We start from the raw sequence: 18,842 nt of genomic DNA on the forward strand, positions 1-18,842 counted from the left end.
TTTTTAGAGCGTTTCGCATTCGAAACGCGGTTTTTTGTTTTGTCTTGCAGGCTGTGTTTTACCTCCACTGGCTTTTACCTTCAACATCTTGCGAACGAGCATATTCTTTTGCTCGTCGATGGCCGTTCTCTTGGCTAAATCCTGTTGCTTGTCAAAGTAAACAGCCCCTTCAATCATGGTTTTTTCGGCTTTGGCATAAACCGAAAGGGGGTGATCGGACCAAAGAACAAGGTCGGCATCTTTTCCTTTTTCGATACTTCCAACACGGTTGTCTATACGCAAGAGTTTAGCCGCATTCAGGGTGACCATTTGCCAGGCTTCAATTTCGGACATGCCCCCGTATTTTACGGTTTTGGCAGCTTCTTGGTTCAAACGACGAGACATTTCGGCGTCATCACTATTGATGGCAACCGTTACCCCTGCGCGGTGCATAATGGCAGCGTTAAAAGGGATGGCGTCTTTTACCTCGTATTTGTAGGCCCACCAATCACTGAAGGTCGATCCACCAACTCCGTGTTCGGCCATTTTATCGGCCACCTTGTAGCCTTCCAGGATGTGGGTAAAGGTGTTGACACGGAAATTGAATTTCTCGGCCACCTTCATCAGCATATTGATTTCGCTCTGAACGTAGGAGTGGCAACTAATAAAACGCTCCTTGTTGAGGATCTCCAGCATAACTTCCATCTCTTCATCGTAGCGGAAAGGTTGACCACTGGCCTTGAGTTTGCCATATTCCCGCGCTCTTTGGAAGTAATTGATGAAGACTTGTTCTACTCCCATGCGGGTTTGTGGGAAACGAGAATAGCTCTGCCAATTGGACTGCTTGACATTTTCACCCAAGGCAAACTTGATGAACTTAGGCGCATCGGGGAACAAGAGTCCTTCAGCGTCCTCACCCCATTTCAGTTTCAGAATCGCGGAGCGTCCACCAATCGGATTGGCCGATCCGTGGAGCAATTGAATGGTGGTGACACCCCCGGCGAGATTGCGGTAAATATCAATGTCCTTGGGGTCGACTACGTCTTTCATTCTCACTTCAGCAGAGGAGTTGTGTCCCGCTTCATTAATGCTCAATCCTGCGATGTGGGAATGCTCATCGATGATTCCTGCAGTCAGGTGCTTCCCGGTTGCGTCGATTACCTGAGCTCCGGAAGCTTTCAGGTCTTTGCCTACTTTGGCAATCTTTCCTTTTGTAACCAGTACATCGGTATTTTCCAGAATCTCGGTTCCCGTCCAGACCGTTGCTCCTTTGAAGAGCACATCCTGGGATTGGGGTTTCTGGGCGTTTCCATAGCCCACGTTGGGGTAGAGCAATGGAAGCACTTCTGGAGCTTCCTCCGTTTTGGCTTTCTTTTCTTTTTCGGCGAAGGCCTCCGTTAAGTTCGCTCGAAACTGGCTTTCTTGACCATTGGGAAGCAAGAGGCGACCACGAATGATCTGGTTGTTCTCCATTACTTTACCGGTCAGGCGATAGAGATCACCTGCATCCGTGGTAAAACGAACAGCTAACCAGTTGTCTTTATAGGTGATTTTAGACGGATAGTCCGTTGAATCTTTGGATACTTTGATCTTGGGTTTTGAAGCAGTCCCGCTGATGCTCATTTTGGTGACCAATCCACCGGCGTTTAAGGTGTAGTCACCCCGCAGATCAATAAGGTCCATATCGCGAGCACGTGCTTTTTGCCCTGTACCCAGTTTTCAAAATACGTAGTTGAAGCGTCAAAAGGAGCGCCAGAGGCGATCACAAAATTCGCCCATTTGCCTTTTTCTAAACTCCCCACTTTGGCGGTCTGACCCAATATTTGGGCAGGAGTCATGGTCAAGGCACGCAGTGCTTGTTCTTCGCTCAGTCCGTATTTCATCGCTTTGCGAACAGCACCCAAAAACTCTTTCGGTGACTTGAGTCCCTGTGTGGTCAAAGCAAAAGGAATTCCTGCTTTAGAAACCTGTGCGGCGTTAGAAGGAGCCTGATTCCAGTGACGCATATCCGAAAGGTTGACGTAATCCGCCTGGTAAGGATTTGATACTTCATAGGCGGCTGGAAAGTTGAGGGGCAGCACGAGTGTATTGCCCATTTGCTTCAACTTGTCCAGGTATTCGTATTCATCTCCACCACCGAGAATGGCATAGGAAATACCAAATTGCTTTCCGATTTTGGCTGCTCGAAGCACATTCCCCTGGTTCCCCGCGACAAAAAGTTGCGCAAGGCCTTGGTTGTCTATCAGGGCTTCCAGTGAACGGTCGGTGGTCGCGACTCGCCCAGAGCGGTACCAATTCATATCGTGATAAAGTTGACGCATGAGGGCCGTAGAACCCATTAAAGAGGTCGGGTACGATTGACGACTGGCAATACTTTTAGAGAAAGAGAAGTACTGCCCGGATTCGTCTTCTAACAGGCGCTCAGCAGAATTACCTTGATCATTTAGTGCGACCAGGATCCCTGTCCCACGAGCAATACCGTCTTCGCGGTGAGCATTGACGACTCCGAATCCTGCTGCACGCATCGTGGAAGCTGATTTTTTGTCGTAGTTAAAGTGTTCGACGGCTCGCTGTTCCGGCATCACGTGGTCGTTCCAGTAAAAGCCGGCACGAGAAGCCTCGTATTGAGGTGAACGTCCGGATCCAGCGGCTCGTTTGGGTTTACTCACTCCAAAAGTTCCAAAAGGATCAATAAAAGAAGGGAAAATACTTTTTCCCTGAAGGTCCATAACCACGGCATTGGCAGGAGCGGTAACAGAACTGCCTACAGCGGCAATTTTACCTTCCTTGATCAACAGGCTTCCGTTTTGGATGACCTGACCGGGTTTGAGATAGAGCGTGGCGTTGGTTAGTAAGTACGCGTTGGTGTTTGTTGTTTTGACCCCATCATTCTTCGGAAAGTATTCCTGGGCCATCATACTACTTCCCACAAGGAGGAACAGCATGAGCATTCGTAAATTCTTCATTCTTGTGTTTAGATTAAAGTACCTCTAAAGGTACGAGAATCCTAGGGAACCGGGATGGAGGAAGGAGGAATGAAAGAATCGATGCGGTGGTATCCAATGAGAAGGGCGACCACACGGCTGTAGGAAGTGATACCTGCGGTTTGTTGATTCACTTTTAGGTAACTGTCAAACAGGGCTTTAAAGATAGGCTCCGTTGGATTTTCGTGGGCGTCCCAAAAACGGCGCAGTTCCCGGTAATTTTCTTTAACCCCTTCATTTAATAAATCGAAGTAATAGGTAAAAGCTTCCGGATCTCTTCTCCTGAGGTCCCCTAAGAGATAGGCCAAAGCTGAAGAATAGGCAGCGTATTGCACCTGGTAATTGTCTGACTGAAAACACAGCCAATAGCCCAAGAAATTGGTGTCGTCTTCCGCAGAATAGCCCAATTGATGCCCCACTTCGTGGGCCGCAACGGACGGCCAGCGAAAGGAAGGGATCTGACCATTTACCTGGGCTTCTCCCGAGAAAGGGTTCAGGTAACCTCCATAACCCATATAAGAAAGGGGAACCGAATAGAGTGAAGTCTTTTGGCTTGGATAGTGGTAGGTTAAAATAGGATGCCTTTGACTGGCCGTGGCGTAAGTCTCGGCAATTTTTTGATAGACTTCGGTTCTGCTTGCATTCGGCTGCACAGGAGCTGTACTGTCTAAGGTGATGTTTTCTTGGATGGCATTGATGTAGCTCACCATTCGCCCGGTTAAATCGAGCAGTTCTTCGGTGCTGTACTCGGTGGAGATGCCGAGTTGCTGTTCGAGGGGGAGTCGAAAATAATTCAGGCCCCAGAGGAGGTAAAATGTTCCATACACGACACTGATTGTCGCTAGAATACCTTTGATTTTAAACCAGGTATTGCTCCAAAAATGACGCAGTGTTTTGTACAGGCTTCGAATGGCCCAGAGACCAAATAGGGTGTACATCAGATCTCCTGCAGAAAGAGGTATCCACCCCCAGAGCAGCCGATTCAGCTGCCCTAAAAGTGGATATATACCTTGACTGTAATAGCGTTCGACAAATTCAGGGGATTCTGATAAAAGCTGCACGATGCCGATCTGTATGGGCAAGAAGAGCACCAAATAATCACGGACTTTCCACTGGTTTAGTCGCAACCGAAGCATGGGCTTCTTATTGTTGTTCCGAAGGAAGAATTTCGATGTCGAAAATCAGGTCTGCGTTGGCAGGAATAGGGCCACGAGGTCGATCTCCGAACCCGAGGTATCCCGGAATAAAGAAACGCACTTTGTCACCTTCTTTCATCAAAGCCAATCCTTCACGGAAGCCGGGAATCAATGGGGCGTCCGGACTGTTCAACATTTGAGTCGGTCCAAATTGTCCTCGGTGCATTTGAAAAATACGACCAAAGTTTTCGTCTTGCTCTGCAATGGCCTTATCACTCGTGTCGATCAGGGTGCCATCGGCCAACCATCCCGCGTAGTGTACCATCACGAAATCTCCTTCTTTCGGTTTTGGACCGTCCCCTTCTTCAAGCATCAGCCACATCAAACCGGTTTCTGTGAGCTCCGCTTTTTCTTTTTGGGCCGCTGCCTCTGCTAAGAAGGCTTCTTTCTTCTTTTTCATCTCGGCAACACGGGCCTCCTCTTCGGCGAAGTAGTCCTTCATGATCTGCAGGGCATCAAATTTCTTAGCAGCCTTTCCTTGGCGAATGATCTCGATATGATCCATGATTACGGAATCTACCGGTTTGTTGCCTGCTGCTACAGGGACATTCGCAATGGAGTCAATAATGTCCAGGCCTTGAATAACCTCACCAAAAACCGAGTGAACCCCGTCCAGGTGAGTCGGGGTGCCATGGGTAATAAAGAACTGACTACCGTTCGTGTTCGGGCCACCATTGGCCATGGAGATGACTCCTTTTTTGTCGTGCTTCAGGGAGTCATTGAACTCATCTGCAAAACGGTAACCCGGGTTTCCGGTTCCGTTCCCCAGCGGGTCTCCCCCTTGAATCATAAAGCCTTTCATGACCCGGTGAAAGATAAGGCCATCGTAGTAGCTCTTACCCTTGAACTCTTCACTGACAAATTCACTGTTTCCTTCTGCCAAGCTCACAAAGTTGGCGACGGTCAAGGGTGTTTTTTCGTATTCCAATTGGACCAACATATCTCCTTTGTTGGTTTGGATATCAGCGTAGATCCCGTCTTCCAAATCAGGAAATTTGCTGGTCTTACAAGATGCTAATAGCACCACAAAAGCGAGGGAACGAATCAGGTATTTCATAGGTTTAATTCTGAGTACTGTCTTGTTTTTTAATCAGTTCTAGCAATTCAATTTCTGCCCGTATGGGGCTGTTGGGGGCAATTTGATCCCCATCACCCGGATAGCCAAAGGCTAAGGCAGAAGGGAAGAAAAAGCGCAATTTATCTCCGGGATACATTTCCTTAATACTGCTTTGCAATCCCGGAAAAACGGCTTGTTCGTCCACGTAATAACGCAAAGTATCCGCCAAATAATACGGGGAACCATTTAATTTTTGGTATTCCAGTCGAATTTGGGTGCGATCCCCCTTGGTGGGCAAGAAGTTTTCGGGCTTTTCCGACAACAGGGAAGAGTCTCTCTCGATGACGGTGTACCAATAGCCGTTACCGCTTCTTATATAGGTCTGAGAAGAATCTTGATCAATCAACCTTTCGATGAGTTTTTCTTCTTCGGCCAATAACTTTTTGCTGCGTTGAGCGGATTGTTGAATAAAACTTCCGGAGCGGACTTGTACCGGTCTCCGTGCCTCCGGTGTGCTGCAACTTGACAATATCAGTAGAGTCAAGAAGAGGGGGAGGAAATGGCCAATGCGTTTGTTCATGGTGATTGTAATTCTTTTTGGTATGGGGGTAGCAGGGATTCAAATCGCTGCAAGGTCTCTTGCAAAGATAATCGACTTCGGCCTCCAGCCGCATTTTGGTGACCTCCACCTTCAAAGTGTTCCCGCGCAAAAGAGTTCACAGAAAAGTCGCCGATCGAGCGGAATGATATTTTAATGATACCCTCTTCCTTGTTCTCGGTAAACAGGACAGCAAAGCGAATCCCTTCAATACTCAGGCCGTAGTTGACAAATCCTTCCGTATCGCCTTTGCTGTATCCTTCCGCATCCAGTTCTTCTTGGCTCAACGACATATAGGCCGTTGACATTTCTGGGAGTTGAACCATATTGCTTAAAGCGCGACCTAAAAGGTTTAGACGAGCAGGGGAGTTGTTGTCGAAAATAAGGCGCTGAATAAGACTGTGATCAGCACCGATTTCAATCAAATGAGCCACCACACGATGGGTTTCGGCTGTCGTGGCCGGGTACTTGAAGGAGCCGGTATCCGTCATAATGCCTGCATATAGGCATCCGGACATTTCGGCATCCAGAAGCTCGAGATCCCCTAGTTCCTTTATCGCTCCGTAAACCATTTCGCAGGTGGAACTGAGGTGGGGCAGAGAATAGGTGTAACGGGCGTAGTCATCGGGCTGCTGGTGGTGGTCGATCATCAGGAATTCTCCTTGTGCTTTTTCCAGGGATTTTAGCATATTACCCGCTCGAGAGAGGGCATTAAAATCAAGGGTACACAAAAGATCGGCGGCTAGAATCAAACGCTCCGCATGCCCCGCGGCATGGTCGTAGATCATCACCTGATCATCCCCGGGCATCCACTTCAAAAATTTAGGGTATTCGTTGGGTGCAATTACCTTGACCTCATGTCCTGTTTTTTGAAGATAACGGGCCCACGCCAGACAAGAGCCCATGGCGTCTCCATCCGGGTTTTTATGGGGTATCACAACAATTTTTAAGGGAGAAGAAAGCCTTTCTTTTAGCGACTGCCAGTCCGTTTTTTTCATGATTGCGAAGATACAACAATTAACACAGGGGTAATTTCATAAGGACTACCTTTGAACGGCTTTTCGAGCACCCTTTTACGGTTGTGGAGAAGAGTGATAAACCCAGCTGTAAAATGAAAAGAGTTGATCTATTGACCTTCAGAGGATTCCTTGTTTCTTACCTGATCGCAGGGCTGTTTTTAATCGGTTGTAAATCGACTGTCGAACCGACCGAAAAGAAAGAGGAGTTCGTCATCGCTTTTGGGTCCTGTAACAAAGTCGATCAACCCAATCCCTTCTGGGGAAGTGTTACCCATCTTCGTCCTGACCTTTGGATATGGGGCGGAGATAACATCTATGCCGATACCGCTGATATGGAGGCCATGAAAGCCATGTACGAGGCGCAGAATGCCGTTCCGGGCTATGCTCAACTCCTTGAGAATACCCCGGTGATAGGCACCTGGGATGACCACGATTATGGGTTGAATGACGGAGGCAGCGAATTTGACAAAAAGGAAGAAAGCCAGCAACTACTACTCGATTTTCTTGGGGTTCCAAAAGACAGCCCAAGACGCGAACAGGAAGGGGTTTACACCGTTCATTCCTACAAGCATCAAGGGCAGGAAATTCGCGTATTTGTATTGGATACGCGATACTTCAGGACAGCATTGAAAAAGGGCGAAGGGAAAAAGCGTTACACACCCACCGCGGCTGCCGGGCAAAATATGCTGGGCGAAGCCCAATGGAAATGGCTGGAAGCCGAGCTCAAAGCCTCCAAAGCACGATTTAACCTACTGGTCAGTAGTATCCAATTTATTTCGGAGGAACACGGTTTTGAAAAATGGGCCAATATGCCCGATGAAATGCGGCGTATGGAAAAGCTCATTCAAGAGAGCGGGGCGAAAGGAGTCTTCTTTATCAGTGGCGATCGCCACATCTCGGAGTTTTCGAAAAAGGAACTCCAAGGCCTGGAGTATCCTCTTTGGGATTTTACCAGTAGCGGCTTAACCCATTCCTACTCCAGTTTTAGTGGAGAGCCCAACAGACACCGAATTGGGGAAGTGCAGTTTGAAAAAAGTTTTGGACTTATCCGGCTCGATGTTGACAGCGGACTAGCTGTTTTTGAAATTAGAGGGGAAGAAGGGAAGGTATTACAGAGCTTTCGCCAGCTTTATTAAACTGTAAAGAGGTTGTAAGGCACTTTAAAAAGCGTATTTTTGCCAAAATTTTTTGAAACATGTCTGGAAACAGAACTTTTACCATGATTAAGCCTGATGCGGTTGAAAAAGGACACATCGGAGCCATCCTAGAGAAAATTACCGCTGCAGGATTTAAAATTGTAGCGATGAAGTATACTCATTTAAGCCAGCGTGATGCCGAGCAATTCTACGCTGTACACAGCGAGCGCCCATTCTACGGCGAACTAGTTGCTTTTATGAGCAGAGGCCCTATTGTTGCTGCTATTCTAGAAAAAGACAATGCTGTTGAGGACTTCCGTGTTTTGATCGGATCGACAAACCCAGCGGAGGCTGCAGAAGGAACTATCCGTAAAATGTTCGCTACCGATATCGCAGAAAACGCGGTTCACGGATCAGATAGCGATGAGAACGCTGTCATCGAAGGCGCCTTCCATTTTTCTGGTCGCGAGATCTTCTAAGAGGAGCTTCCTATAACAATTTAAGCTCTTGAATAAGCTCTTCTCCGAGGTGCTCGTTCAGGAGCTTTATTATTTTGGACTTGCCCATCAATAGTTCCTGGCGCAAAGGAGCGGAGGTAAGTCGCACGTTCAGGCAGCCATTGTGCCACCATACTTCCTGGGTATAATTGGCAATTCCCGGACCCATTTGTTCCGTCCAGGCATGTTCTGCCCTCACCTTATTCAAGCCTTTTTCTAGGCGGGTGTTTTGCAGAAACTCCTGCATTTTATTCGAAAGACGAAACTCTTCTTTGGGGTTCATAAGTCCAGGGGTTCGTAGCGTTTATAGACGTACTTGATCTGTTGCTCACTGACCAATTCCAAACGGTTCTGGTCGAGATAGGTCAATTCCTCCTGCCATTGCAGGTCTCCGTTGCTGTATTCCAGAACGATACTTCCGTCTTCCAGAATTCTACATCGAAAATTCTGGGCGTCATCAGAGGTTAGGTACTGACCATCCAACTGCGGTTGTACTTTTTTTCGATAACCCCTTGGCTCTTCGAAGAAGAAGTAATCGATCGTGGTATTGACTCCGTAAATCTTTTCTTCACCTTCCGCAAATACAGCCTTTTCAATCTCCCAGTAGCCTTCCAATTGACTGAGGTCTTTTGGAGCTTGACTTGAGTTACATGCACTCAGTAGAGCGCTAACGACAAGGATGAGTAGGCTTTTTTTCATGAAGACAAGGTAAACATTTTATACCCCTCTCCGGTCGCCTTCACAATCTCTTCTGTTCGCTCGGGATGGGTGTCGGTAATGAATATTTGTTCGTATTCTTCGCCTTTTACAAGCTTGACCAATTGGGCCACGCGGTTTTCGTCCAGCTTGTCAAAAACATCATCTAACAATAGAATCGGAGTCGTGCCTGATTGGGTTCTTAAGAACTGGAATTGGGCAAGTTTTAAAGCGATCAAAAAGGACTTCTGCTGCCCTTGACTGCCAAACTTTTTCATCGGGTAGCCCTCAATTTCGAAACGGAGATCATCTTTATGAATGCCTACTGAAGTGTATTGTAATGCCCGGTCTTTGGCTTGATTTTCTTGCAGCAGCTCCAGTGTATTTTTCTGGTGCAGACCGCTGTGGTACTCCAGTGCGATATTCTCTTTTTCACCCGAGATGATGCGGTATTGCTCGAGAAAAAGGGGAGTGAATTCCGTTAAAAAGGCTTGTCTCTTTTCATAAATTGAACTTCCGTAAAAGTGCAATTGCTCGTCGTAGATCGCCAGGTTTTCGGCATCAAAGGTGTGATTGGCAGCGAAGAACTTGAGCAGGGCATTGCGCTGACTCAAGACCCGTTGGTAGGCCAATAGATTTTCGAGATAAGTGGAATCGGCTTGCGAAATATTTCCGTCGATGAACTTGCGGCGCACATCGCTTCCTTCGGAGATGAGGTCCCGGTCGGCAGGAGAAATCATCACCACCGGCAATAACCCAATGTGCTCTGTTATTCTATCGTAGAGCTTCCCGTTGCGCTTGAGGATTTTTTTAGCCCCTTTCTTAAAACCACAACTGATTTTTTCGGTTGATCCGTTCTTTTCGAACTGTCCTTCGATCAAGAAAAGCTCCTCCCCGTGTTTGATGTTTTGGGTGCTCAGTGGGTTAAAATACCCTTTACCGTAAGAAAGGTGATAAATGGCATCCAGAACGGTCGTCTTCCCGATGCCATTGGCGCCAGCAATACAATTGATGGAGGCGGAAAACTCCAGCTCGAGCGAATCAAAATTCTTGTAATTCAGAAGCGAGAGCTGTTTGATATTCATAGGGCGGACCGAGGTAGTGAAGTAAGCTTCAGCGGAATCGCTGTTTTACCACTCCAAAAATAAAGAATAATTGTGGGCCTCTATTTGAAGAAAAAGGTTATTTTTGCCCGACCAAAAAAATGACGAATGGCCACGTACAAAAAGCGAGGATACAAGCCCAAGACCAAGGAAGAAAAGGTAGAAATAGAAGAACAAAACAGTACAACTGCAGAGGTTTTTTCTACCCTTGACGAGAGTGCTTCCAAAACGGAAGAGTGGGTTTCTAAAAACCAAAACTTCATTCTTATCGGTATTGGTGTAATCGCTGTTGCGGTGCTTGGTTATATTGGATTTACCCAATGGATCCAAAATCCAAAAGAGGAATTAGCAGCCAACGATTTGTACTATCCACAACAGTACTTCGAACAAGCTTTTCAAAATCCTGGGATCAAGGATTCGCTTTTGCAACTTTCTTTGGACGGTGCAGACGGAAAGTTTGGTTTGATCGAAATCATTGAGGAATACCCTGGAACAAAGGCAGCAGATTTGGCGCGTTACTCCGCAGGTATGGCCCATTTAGAGCTGGACAACTACCAAGAAGCGATCTCTTACCTGGAGCAGTATTCTTCCAGCGATGATACATTTGGCGCTCTGGCCAAAGGAGGTATTGGTGACGCTTTTGCAGAACTGGGACAGGCAGACGATGCTTTGGACTACTACGAGAAAGCAGCGAGCCACTCAACAAATGATTTTACGACTCCACGTTTTCTTTACAAGGCTGCTGTTTTGGCGATAGAGAATGATAAATTGGATAGAGCTCTACCTTACCTCACCCGCATTCAGGAGGAATTTCCTAAGTCGGATGAGGCGGCGAATGTTAAGGCCTTGATCGCTTTTGTAGAGACCAAGTCCTAAGGGAGTGGCCACTTCACAAACTCATTTATCTGCTTACAATCCGGAAGACTTGCCGGATGTTACAAACAAACGTTTTGGGATCGTTGTTTCTCAATGGAATGACGAGATCACGAATGGGCTTTTGGCTGGCGCGGTAGAAACCTTGCAAAAGGCGGGTGTCACTGAGGACCGCATTTTTATCTGGGAGGTGCCAGGTAGTTTTGAATTGGTCTATGGCTGTGCGCAAATGGCCAAGCAAAAGGCCCCTGATGCCATTATAGCCTTGGGAAGTGTCATTCGAGGAGAAACAGCTCATTTCGATTTTGTGTGCTCAGGAGTCACACAGGGAATCACCCAATTGAATACACAACTCGACTTACCAGTCATCTTTGGGGTTTTGACTGACGACACCTTGCAGCAGGCGCAGGACCGCAGTGGAGGCCGTCATGGCAACAAAGGTATCGAAGCCGCCGTGACTGCGATGAAGATGACCTCCTTCAATCCCTAGTACTTTTGTTAACATTTTTTGGCAGCCCTCATTCTAGGCTTGGCTGCATTTTCAGTACATTTGAGTAAGACGCTAAGCGGTCTTGCACATGAGAAATCTCTTTCGACTTAAACGCAACAAATCCTTCACTTACAAACCCCGGTACTACCAGGGGGAGGAGAATCCGTTTAAAATCGAACACAAGCTTGATCAATTCCGCTCAACAGCGCAACACCAAAGAGGAATCAAAAATAAGGTACTGAATGCTCTAGCCGATTGGCAGACCGAGGGCGATCGAGACATGCGTATACGCATCGCCATAATCCTCGGAGTACTGATCTTACTTTTCCTGTTTATAATCGATTTTGACCTTTCCATTTTCCTGGACAACGAATGACGGAAAAACGTATTCAATTATTACCCGAGCATGTAGCTAACCAAATCGCTGCAGGCGAGGTTGTTCAACGACCTGCCTCTGTTGTGAAAGAACTGATGGAGAACGCCATCGATGCGGGAAGCGACCTGATTCAACTCATTGTCAAAGAAGGCGGTAAAACGCTGATCCAGGTGACTGATAATGGTTCCGGAATTCCCGAAGAGCAAGTGGAATTGGCTTTTCAACGGCATGCAACCTCCAAGATCCGCCAGGCGGAAGATCTGTTTCAGATCCAGTCCAAGGGTTTTCGCGGGGAGGCTCTGGCTTCGATCGCTGCTATTGCTCATGTCGAATTACAGACGCGTCAGGCCCAGGACGAAACCGGTCTGCGTGTCCGAATCGAAGGCGGAACCCTAAAAGAAAAGGAAGCCTGTGCCAGCCAGGTCGGCAGTTCGTTTTCTGTAAAGCAACTTTTTTATAATATCCCTGCGCGAAGGAACTTTTTAAAGTCCGACGCGGTAGAGCTGCGTCATATAACGGAAGAATTCCAACGCATCGCTTTGGCCCATCCTGAAGTGGCTTTTCGTTTTTATTCCAATGGCAATGTACTCTTTGATTTGCCACCGGGTAACCTCAAACTTCGGTTGGTTCACGTCCTAGGCGCAAAGACCAAAGAAAAGCTGGTGCCGGTGGAAGAAGAAACGGATGTGGTCAACCTATCGGGTTTTATTCTTAAGCCGGACTATGCCAAGAAGAGTAGGGGAGAACAGTATTTCTTTGTCAATAACCGCTTCGTCAAAAGCCCTTACCTGCACCACGCGGTCATGGCGGCTTACGAAGGACTTTTACCGGCTAATTTTTACCCGGGTTACTTCTTGTTCTTGGAAGTGGACCCTGCCCGGTTAGACGTGAATATTCATCCGACCAAGACGGAGGTGAAGTTTGAGGACGAACAAACCCTCTATGCCATTCTGCGTTCTGCCATAAAGCATAGCCTGGGGCAATTTCAGGTGGCGCCTACCTTGGACTTTAACCGGGATCCTAACCTAGATACCCCTTACGAATACGAATCGAAAAACCCAGAAAAGCCATTACTGCAAGTAGATAGTAGTTTTAATCCTTTTAAGGACAGCAGCCCGCGACCTGCGCGGGTGAGTAAGGAGCAGATTGAAGCGACGACGGAGGTATACGAATCGGGCTTTAGTTCTTTGTTGATTGAAGAAGAACCGGAGACGACCGAGAACCGATTGTTTGAGGAAGAACCGGACTACGTTGAAGGGATGTCTTGCTTTCAGTGGAAACGCAAATACCTCTTGGTCGATAGCCCGAAAGGACTTTTAGCTGTAGACCAAAGCCGGGCACACCAGCGGGTCATCTACGAAACCTTTTTGGGGAGCATGACCGTCCAAGCGGCAGCCAGCCAACAGCTTCTGTTTCCTTTGGAGCTGCATTTTTCAAAGAAACAGATGATGGCTCTGACCGAAATTGAAGATAGCCTGAAGGCCCTCGGTTTTGATTTTGCCATCGGCGAGGACCAAGTTCTTTCAGTTCATGGTATTCCGAGCCTTTTGCCCGAAGGCCGCATTCCGCATTTGATTGAACAATTGATTGCTGATTACGAGGAAGGCATGAGCGCCGGAGAATGGACCCAGGCAGAATTGCTCGCCAGAACCCTTTGCAGATCGGTTTCGATTCGCAGTGGGGATGTATTGGAGAAAGAGGCCCAACAGGCTTTACTCAGTGAATGGCTGGCTTGTAAAGAGACCCTCTTGAGTCCATTTCACAAATTGATCTATATTCGGATATCCGAAGGAGATATTCACAAAAAATTGAACTGATGATGCGAATGACTGATGCAGTAAAGCATCTTTTGATAATCAATATTATCGTGTACGTATTACAAAATATGTACCCGGAATTCATGACCGTAAATTTTGCGGAATGGTTCATTGAGCATCCCAACTTTAAATATTGGCAGCCATTGACCCATATGTTTATGCATGTTGCGACTTGGCATATATTCTTTAATATGTTCGCTTTGGTTTCATTTGGTTCTGTATTAGAACAACAGTGGGGCACAAAGAAATTTTTATTCTTTTATTTCTCTGCAGGCTTGGTGCTTTTGCTTTATCAATGGCAGTTAGTTATTTAAGAATTTATTTGGCACTGGAACCTATCCTAAATTCGGGTACAACTCTGGATGAGGTGTGGTCTGTACTGGCTAGAGGTGAATTCTTGATTAGCTGGACTTCCCTGGTTGAAGAATCCGGTATATCTCAGATATTACAGATTTTTAATGGAAGATCTCTTGGCGCCTCCGGGGCAATCTACGGATTACTCGCGGCTTTCGTTATGCTTTATCCGAATGCACAATTAGGTATATTGTTTATTCCTATTCCAATTAAGGCGAAGTATCTTATCCCAATTTTAATAGGGGGTGACTTATTTTTTGGAATCTCCGGCCTAAATACTGGTTTTGGGCATTTTGCACATATTGGAGGTGCCTTAATAGGATTTATTATGATGTGGTACTGGAAGAAGAATCAGTTTAACCAAAACCGCTGGAATTAATGGCTGGAGGTCTTTCCTATCAATGGGCACGTCTTAACCAGGCCGAAAAACTCATTGCACTCAATGTTGGGGTTTACCTGCTGGCGGGATTGCTGAGCACCTTTGGGATCTGGAATGCCAAGCCTTTGTTTTGGTTGCCTTCGGACTTGATGGAGCTCATGGGGCAGCCTTGGTCCATCATTACCTATTCCTTTTTCCATGGAGGGCTATTTCATCTGTTGTTTAATATGCTCTGGTTGTACTTTTCGGGTCGTATGGTCTTGAATTTATTCGACCGGATGCGCTTTTTGAGCGTTTATTTCTTGGGAGTCATTAGCGGAGGACTCCTGTTTTTATTGGCTTACAACCTTCTACCCAACCTGGTTAATCAAAATACAGTCCTTTTTGGAGCTTCCGCCGGGGTATTGGCGGTATTTATCTTTATCTGTGCCTATATACCCAATCAAGAGGTTCGCTTATTTGGTCTGATCAATATCAAACTTTGGAAGATAGGTGCCTTTTTCGTTGCCCTGGATCTCTTGCGTATTGCTGGTGATGCGGAAAATATAGGAGGCTATATCGCTCACCTGGGTGGAGCGATTTTAGGTTATGCCTACGGACGACAACTCTTGCATGGGCGAGATATAGGTGGCGGTTTTACAAAATTTCTTGAAGGCCTCGGACGCGCTTTTACACCCAGAGAAAAACGACCCTTCAAAAAAGTATACAAGAATTCCCCCAAAAAATCGAAGAAGACCAAGACAGCTGCTTCGGATAAAACCGAGAAGCAACAACAAATTGACGCTATTCTCGATAAGATTAGCAAATCGGGCTACGACAGCTTGAGCAAAAGTGAAAAGGACTTTTTGTTTAAAGCAGGCAAAGAGGACGAATAAAACAAGGGGGTGAATACCACAAGACGATATCGGTTCAGTGCCGGTATAACAATTCTATTCGGGTTGTTGTGCCTGGCTTCCTATAGCGTTTCTTTTTGGCCTTATCAGTCTCATCCCGGAGTTGCCCTGCTTGGGCTCTTTGTTCCCCTGCTCATGGTGGTCAATTGCTTGCTGTATCTGTATTGGTTGATTCGCAAGAAGAAGATCCTTTCCTTTCCTCTTTTGGTGTTGATCATTGGTTACTTTACGGTAGGCTCTGTTTACCAGCTGCACGGTACCTCGGAGGAGGTAGAGGATTCCTTTAGCCTGTTGAGCTTTAATGTGCGAAACTTCAATAAGAACGGAGAGATCCCGGAAGAGGGGGTTGATTCTTTGATCATTGATTTCATTCGGGAGGAAGATCCGGATATACTTTGTCTACAAGAGTGTTTGTACAGCATGAAGCGAAGCGATGTACTTCCTCAATACCCGCATTCCTTCATTGATTTTATATACAGCTGGGAGCCTCAGCCAATTCACGTGATTCAGGCGGTATATTCCAAGTACCCTCTTTTGAACGTGCAGTCGATCGATTTTCCGGACAGTGCAAACAAAGCGATAGCCATGGACGTGGTTAAAGGGCAAGACACCCTCCGTTTATTCAATATTCATCTGCAATCCTTTGCAATTATTCCCCAGGTCGAAAAACTCAAGGAAGAGGATTCTGACCGTCTAATTCAGCGAATGGGAAAGGTGCTGATCAAGCAGCAGGAGCAGGCTGCATTGCTCCAAGCCGAAATAGAGAAAAGTCCTTACCCGGTCATGGTAGTTGGGGATTTTAATAACAACCAGTTCTCCTACGCCTACCGGCAAATCAAAGGGGATCTACAAGACACCTACCGTCAGGCAGGGAAGGGCTTTGGTCAGACGTACAACCTGTGGGGGTTTCCGATGCGGATTGATTTCATTCTGACCGACCCCTCCATCAAAACGCTCTCGCACTCGACCTATGACCAAAAGATGTCCGATCATTTCCCGATTCGGGCGGAATTACTGTATCAGCCTTCAGCCAGGGGCAAGACAAGAGGTAACTCCTTGCATTAGGGCCTTCGTTAAAGAGTAAATCCAAGCCGCTAGCATTTTTTATAAAACCATGGCGATCAGAGAAGACCTGTGGATAGACCGGAGGCTGGAATTGTATTTTCTTTTTAGCATTCACCAAAAAACGCATATCCTTTATTTCGGTCTGACTTTCTAGTTCAAGAGGGGTTTGGTATTGGGTGGTTTTGTTTTCTTCAAAGGGAATGTCGAGCAGTTCACACAACAGGCGGTGGCTGGCTAGGCAAATCTCGAGTAAGGAATCGCTGGGCTGCTCAAAAAAAGGAGCCAATTCATCTTCGTAGAATTCAAAATAAGGTGAGCTTCTGTAAGCGGCTTGCAGGCTTTTCCAGTGCAAAGAGGCCCATCGACTACTTTGATCTACCTGAACTTCGGCAGTTTTTTGTCTTTCGCTTCCCTCTTTTCGATGCAAGATCGGAATGCCTAGCATTTGGCGTCCCTGATCTGTCGCAATATAACAGCGGTTGCGGTAGGTTTGCTTTTGAAAATTATCACAGACTTCCAGACGCACCTCCCCCTGGAGTTGAGCAACCAAACTCGCGATATTGGGGAAGTAGGAAGGTTGAAGCAGTATCAAGATTGCTTTTTCTTCTTTTTTCGGTAGAAGTCATACCCGAAATAGCCAGCGACGGCAATCAGGAAGTAGGGCAAGAACGAGATCGGTTTTCCGGAACCACCCACGGTAGTGAAAAAGCGGTCCCAACGGGGACTGCTTACCCAACTGAAGAAACCGTCGGTAAAGTTGTCAAAGGACAGCCAAATGAATACAGGCTTCCCGAGAATGTGATCGGCAGGAACATAACCCCAGGTACGGCTGTCTTCTGAATTATCGCGGTTGTCTCCCATCATCCAGTAGTAGTCCATGGCGAAGGTGTATTCGCTGGTGGCCTGGCCATTGATGAGGATTTGGTTTCCTTCCACTTCCAGGGTGTTGCCTTCGTAACGGGTAATGATTTGCTCGTAAAGAGGCAGGTTTTCTGCATTCAGCTTCACTGTTGCGCCTCTTTGCGGAATATAGATAGGACCAAACTGATCCCCATTCCAGGGATAAGCCTTTTCTTCCTGAGGGAAGGTGCCGTACTGGTACTGACCTTTGGGTTGTACAAAACGCACGACAGAGTCGACTAGAGACGACTTTCTGAGTTCGGTAACCATGTCATCGGTCAGACCGGCAACCCGTCTTACTGGGCGTTCTTCTGTTAATTGCAAACCTAGCTGCCCCAAGACCTTCGCTGGGATGCCTTTATGACCCGTTATGAGAAGAATTTTATTGGCTGCTGTCAGGCGGCGAGCTCCCAGAATGTAACCGGCCTCTGCCAAAAAATTCACAGCTGCTGCATTTTGTTGGGTATCGTCTGTTTTGAATTCCCGATTGAATTCATCGGCCCCAACCTCGGTGAGCAGGGTATGCGAGATTCCGCTCTTTCCGTAAACCCAATGGTTGTGCTGAGGCTTTGCCCGGTCACTGAGGATCAAACGCTCACCGTTCACATGCACATAGCTGTCTATGATTTCTAAGGTATCACCTGGTGTTCCTACACATCGCTTGACGTAATTCGATCGCTTGTCAATAGGCTTGTAAACGCCGGGTCCATTGTCGCGAAAAACCCGAACCGTATCAACGGGCCAGCTGAAAACTACAATATCGTTCTTGTGGATTTTTTGGAATCCGGGCAGGCGCATATAAGGCAACTGTGGACTCTTCAGGTACGACCTGGATCGGATCACAGGCAGTGTATCGTGTACCATAGGTGCAGCGACCGTGGTCATGGGAACCCGTGCCCCATAGTGGAACTTACTCACAAACAAAAAATCACCTACACGCAAGGTGCGCTCCAGAGATCCTGTTGGTATGGCATAGGGTTGAATGAAATAGGTATGAACAAAGGTGGCAGCCACTACGGCAAAAACAATGGAATTCACCCAATCTCCGCTCGCACTGGTGGGTTTTAGAGAACGTTCTGGTCGATAAACGACTTTGCTTTGGTCCTCGAAATAAGAAATGTAAAAATTATAGAAGCCCAACGATAGAATCGCGGCCCAGGTTTGCCAAACTTCTCTTTGGTTGAAGCTGCGGGCGGTTTCGACCCATATCACGGGGAACATCAAGAGGTTGATGATGGGTAAAAACAAAAGGGCGACCCACCAACGCGGTCTCCCAATGATGTCCATCAAGATGACGCCGTTGTAAATAGGTACTGCGGCTTGCCACATCGGGCGGCCGGCTTTAACATAGAGTTTCCAGGTTCCGGCAAAATGTAAGGCCTGAACGATAAAAAAGAACAAAATCCACTGTCCCCAAGTCATGTTCGATT

Annotated in this window: 21 protein-coding genes; 10 read left to right on the top strand and 11 right to left on the bottom strand. The window is 47.0% G+C overall.

The features are described from left to right. Positions 1–3 precede the first annotated feature (3 nt). Genes BST99_RS14850 through BST99_RS02135 form a run of 6 tightly spaced genes read right to left on the bottom strand, consistent with a single transcriptional unit; the run spans position 4 to position 6,812 of the window. Complete coding sequence (locus tag BST99_RS14850) at positions 4–1,662, bottom strand: amidohydrolase (RefSeq protein ID WP_317046096.1); 1,659 nt, start codon at positions 1,660–1,662, stop codon at positions 4–6. After that, entirely contained in the window at positions 1,626–2,945 is a 1,320-nt protein-coding gene (locus tag BST99_RS14855) for an amidohydrolase family protein (protein WP_317046097.1), read from the bottom strand. The genes BST99_RS14850 and BST99_RS14855 overlap by 37 nt, the downstream gene beginning before the upstream one ends. 41 nt (positions 2,946–2,986) lie before the next feature. Beyond that, complete coding sequence (locus BST99_RS02120) at positions 2,987–4,099, bottom strand: DUF3810 domain-containing protein (protein ID WP_105000330.1); 1,113 nt, start codon at positions 4,097–4,099, stop codon at positions 2,987–2,989. Positions 4,100–4,106: 7 nt separating this feature from the next. Beyond that, entirely contained in the window at positions 4,107–5,216 is a 1,110-nt protein-coding gene (locus tag BST99_RS02125; RefSeq protein WP_105000331.1) for a peptidylprolyl isomerase, read from the bottom strand. Between the two features lie 4 nt (positions 5,217–5,220). After that, positions 5,221–5,796: an FKBP-type peptidyl-prolyl cis-trans isomerase gene (locus BST99_RS02130; RefSeq protein WP_105000332.1), complete on the bottom strand. Its 576-nt coding sequence runs from the start codon at positions 5,794–5,796 to the stop codon at positions 5,221–5,223. Continuing rightward, the gene (locus BST99_RS02135) at positions 5,793–6,812 is read right to left on the bottom strand and encodes a DHH family phosphoesterase (protein ID WP_105000333.1); all 1,020 of its coding nucleotides are present in this window, start codon (positions 6,810–6,812) and stop codon (positions 5,793–5,795) included. The genes BST99_RS02130 and BST99_RS02135 overlap by 4 nt, the downstream gene beginning before the upstream one ends. Positions 6,813–6,925: 113 nt before the next feature. Here BST99_RS02135 and BST99_RS02140 point away from each other — a divergent pair, with 113 nt between their 5' ends. Then, positions 6,926–7,969 (top strand): alkaline phosphatase D family protein, encoded by a 1,044-nt coding sequence (locus tag BST99_RS02140; RefSeq protein WP_245916162.1) that lies wholly within the window; start codon positions 6,926–6,928, stop codon positions 7,967–7,969. A 59-nt stretch (positions 7,970–8,028) separates the two neighbouring features. Further along, the gene (locus tag BST99_RS02145) at positions 8,029–8,448 is read left to right on the top strand and encodes a nucleoside-diphosphate kinase (RefSeq protein WP_105000334.1); all 420 of its coding nucleotides are present in this window, start codon (positions 8,029–8,031) and stop codon (positions 8,446–8,448) included. Between the two features lie 10 nt (positions 8,449–8,458). On the opposite strand, the gene BST99_RS02150 is transcribed toward BST99_RS02145, so the two are convergent. From BST99_RS02150 to recF, 3 genes are read right to left on the bottom strand one after another with little or no spacing between them, the layout of a single operon-like run. After that, positions 8,459–8,749 (bottom strand): DUF721 domain-containing protein, encoded by a 291-nt coding sequence (locus tag BST99_RS02150; RefSeq protein WP_105000335.1) that lies wholly within the window; start codon positions 8,747–8,749, stop codon positions 8,459–8,461. Further along, positions 8,746–9,165, bottom strand: coding sequence for a hypothetical protein (locus BST99_RS02155; RefSeq protein WP_105000336.1), 420 nt, complete (start codon positions 9,163–9,165; stop codon positions 8,746–8,748). The genes BST99_RS02150 and BST99_RS02155 overlap by 4 nt, the downstream gene beginning before the upstream one ends. After that, positions 9,162–10,247, bottom strand: coding sequence for a DNA replication/repair protein RecF (gene recF, locus BST99_RS02160; protein WP_105000337.1), 1,086 nt, complete (start codon positions 10,245–10,247; stop codon positions 9,162–9,164). Before recF ends, BST99_RS02155 begins: the two co-directional genes overlap by 4 nt. 126 nt (positions 10,248–10,373) lie before the next feature. On the opposite strand from recF, the gene BST99_RS02165 reads away from it, so the two are divergent. The 8 genes from BST99_RS02165 (at position 10,374) to BST99_RS02195 (ending at position 16,512) form a co-directional block, all read left to right on the top strand. Continuing rightward, complete coding sequence (locus tag BST99_RS02165; protein ID WP_105000338.1) at positions 10,374–11,141, top strand: tetratricopeptide repeat protein; 768 nt, start codon at positions 10,374–10,376, stop codon at positions 11,139–11,141. Between the two features lie 4 nt (positions 11,142–11,145). Further along, positions 11,146–11,628 (top strand): 6,7-dimethyl-8-ribityllumazine synthase, encoded by a 483-nt coding sequence (ribH, locus tag BST99_RS02170; protein WP_105000339.1) that lies wholly within the window; start codon positions 11,146–11,148, stop codon positions 11,626–11,628. Positions 11,629–11,716: 88 nt separating this feature from the next. Next, complete coding sequence (locus BST99_RS02175) at positions 11,717–12,004, top strand: riboflavin synthase subunit beta (protein WP_105000340.1); 288 nt, start codon at positions 11,717–11,719, stop codon at positions 12,002–12,004. Then, positions 12,001–13,821: a DNA mismatch repair endonuclease MutL gene (gene mutL / locus BST99_RS02180; RefSeq protein WP_105000341.1), complete on the top strand. Its 1,821-nt coding sequence runs from the start codon at positions 12,001–12,003 to the stop codon at positions 13,819–13,821. Before BST99_RS02175 ends, mutL begins: the two co-directional genes overlap by 4 nt. 83 nt (positions 13,822–13,904) lie before the next feature. Next, positions 13,905–14,135 carry a rhomboid family intramembrane serine protease gene (locus BST99_RS14860; protein WP_317046183.1) on the top strand — a complete coding sequence of 77 codons (231 nt, stop codon included), beginning with the start codon at positions 13,905–13,907 and terminating at the stop codon, positions 14,133–14,135. After that, positions 14,054–14,554: a rhomboid family intramembrane serine protease gene (locus tag BST99_RS02185; protein WP_317046098.1), complete on the top strand. Its 501-nt coding sequence runs from the start codon at positions 14,054–14,056 to the stop codon at positions 14,552–14,554. The genes BST99_RS14860 and BST99_RS02185 overlap by 82 nt, the downstream gene beginning before the upstream one ends. Then, entirely contained in the window at positions 14,554–15,429 is an 876-nt protein-coding gene (locus tag BST99_RS02190) for a rhomboid family protein (RefSeq protein ID WP_105000342.1), read from the top strand. Before BST99_RS02185 ends, BST99_RS02190 begins: the two co-directional genes overlap by 1 nt. Positions 15,430–15,438: 9 nt before the next feature. After that, a complete protein-coding gene (locus tag BST99_RS02195; protein ID WP_146106178.1) occupies positions 15,439–16,512 on the top strand; it encodes an endonuclease/exonuclease/phosphatase family protein in 1,074 nt (357 codons plus the stop codon). Here the strand turns inward: BST99_RS02195 and BST99_RS02200 are convergent. Both BST99_RS02200 and lepB read right to left on the bottom strand, forming a co-directional pair. After that, on the bottom strand, positions 16,394–17,104 hold the full coding sequence (locus tag BST99_RS02200; protein ID WP_245916163.1) for a WbqC family protein: 711 nt from the start codon (positions 17,102–17,104) through the stop codon (positions 16,394–16,396). The genes BST99_RS02195 and BST99_RS02200 overlap by 119 nt on opposite strands. Continuing rightward, positions 17,101–18,834, bottom strand: coding sequence for a signal peptidase I (gene lepB / locus BST99_RS02205; RefSeq protein ID WP_105000345.1), 1,734 nt, complete (start codon positions 18,832–18,834; stop codon positions 17,101–17,103). The genes BST99_RS02200 and lepB overlap by 4 nt, the downstream gene beginning before the upstream one ends. Positions 18,835–18,842 lie beyond the last annotated feature (8 nt).

The sequence above is a fragment of the Aureicoccus marinus genome (assembly GCF_002954325.1).
Lineage (GTDB): Bacteria > Bacteroidota > Bacteroidia > Flavobacteriales > Flavobacteriaceae > Aureicoccus > Aureicoccus marinus.